General features: G+C 39.9%; 1 protein-coding gene. It reads right to left on the minus strand.

Annotated features, from left to right (window positions below; translation table 11 throughout):
• Positions 1 to 585: 585 nt before the first annotated feature.
• Positions 586 to 1,833 carry an acyl-CoA dehydrogenase family protein gene (locus QZ562_RS21145; protein ID WP_293764724.1) on the minus strand — a complete coding sequence of 416 codons (1,248 nt, stop codon included), beginning with the start codon at positions 1,831 to 1,833 and terminating at the stop codon, positions 586 to 588.
• Between the last annotated feature and the right edge of the window lie 208 nt (positions 1,834 to 2,041).

The following is a 2,041-nucleotide window of genomic DNA, read 5'->3' on the forward strand; positions in this document are numbered from 1 at the left end:
GGATAAATGGAGGTTGTGCCAGTCCCATGCCACATTCGAGAAATTTTGCTACTAATCGACAGGTATATTAATAATCCAGTGGTTTTTTTACCAATAAACTAAAACCCTCAAATTGATATGTAAGAATACCTTCACTAAAAACGGTGTTGGTTGTGCGGTTTTTCTGAACTGCCAAAGTTGCAGAACATAATTTGGCAGGTAGTGATCTATATTGACTGGCGTGATGGGATTTTATCAAGACCTCCGGATATATTTCGCTATTCATAATCTATGCTCTAAGCACTACGCACTACGCGAAGTCTAGGGAGTCGTTGTCATTTGTGTAATCAAGTGATAATTATTACTTCTATTAGGTCGCTGTTGCTTATATTCTGCTCGTTCGCTGCAGTTAAGGCAGCATCCATAAATTGTTTTGCAATACTATATTTATCCGTATTGCACTCCTTGTGCAAAATCCTATCGTGCAAAATCTTAAGATACTACACCAGAAACAATAAGGGCCAGCTGGCGCCAGCCCTTATTAATTATTATTTTTATCTAAAAGACATCCACAAAATATCTGTAAAAAGTGACGGAGTGATTTCTTTAATCTTTATTACGTTCAAATTCACGAACTTCATTTCGACCCACAACCATGTGATGAACTTCATCTGGTCCATCAGCAAAACGCAAGGTGCGTTGGCCTGCATACATGGCAGAAAGCGGTGACCACTGTGATATGCCTGTGGCACCATGGAGTTGCATGGATTGGTCAATGATTTCACAAACTCGCTCTGGGATCATCGCTTTGATCATGTGTATCCAGATTCGTGCTTCTTGGTTACCCAATACATCCATAGCTTTGGCGGCTTTTAATACCATCATACGCATGGCTTCAATGTCGATGCGCATTTTCGAAATAACTTCAATATTCTTGCCAAGTTGATATATTTTTTTACCGAAAGCTTCTCGTGACGTTGAACGCTCAAGTGCAAGTTGCAATGCTTTTTCAGCTTGACCAATTGAACGCATGCAATGGTGTATACGACCTGGTCCCAAACGTACTTGAGAAATTTCAAAACCACGGCCTTCGCCTAATAACATATTGGTCTTAGGTACTCGTACATTTTCAAGCTTAATGTGCATGTGACCGTGAGGTGCGTCGTCATGCCCAAATACATGCATGGGGCCAACGATAGTGACACCCGGAGCGTCTAGGGGAACTAGAATTTGTGATTGTTGTTTATGTGTTGGCGCATCAGGACTGCTTTTAACCATACAAATCATAATTTTACAGCGAGGATCTCCGGCACCAGAAATATAAAATTTCTCGCCATTGATAACCCAATCATTTCCATCTTCAACAGCCGATGTCGAGATGTTTTTTGCATCAGAAGATGCAACATTGGGTTCGGTCATGCCAAAGCACGAACGTATTTCGCCTCTAAGAAGAGGGGCTAACCATTGTGCTTTTTGCTCAGGTGTCCCCACTCGTTCTAATACTTCCATATTGCCTGTGTCAGGTGCAGAACAGTTTAACGTTTCGGATGCTAAAGGCGCTTTACCCAGTTCGACTGCAATGTAAGCGTAATCTAGGTTAGATAAACCTTCGCCTGTCTCAGCATCTGGCAAAAAGAAGTTCCAAAGGCCTAATTCTTTTGCTTTGTTTTTTGCACCTTCGAGCAATTCCATTTGACGTTCAGAATAGCTCCAACGATCAGCCAGTTTTTCACCAATTGAATAAAACTCATCTTGGATCGGGATAACATTCTCTTCAATGTGCTTCTTTACAGCAAGGTAAAGTGGACGCACTGTTTCAGACATGCGTAAATCGTTTAAGTCTTCTGTCGACATAGTTGTTTCCTTAAAATTTGGTGAAATCTGACGTGATTAATAACGCTTCTTGTCACATATAGTGAAGTGTAGATTTCAAATAAATCAGTCAAAATATAATAGTTGAATGACGCTGCAATGGCTATCAAGTTCGCTTCAAATATGTGAATTTACTAATATTTTTATTAAAAAAACGATCTTATGAATTATTTATAACAAGCATTTATAG

This window comes from uncultured Paraglaciecola sp., from assembly GCF_913058035.1.
In the GTDB taxonomy this organism is placed as follows: Bacteria; Pseudomonadota; Gammaproteobacteria; order Enterobacterales; family Alteromonadaceae; genus Paraglaciecola.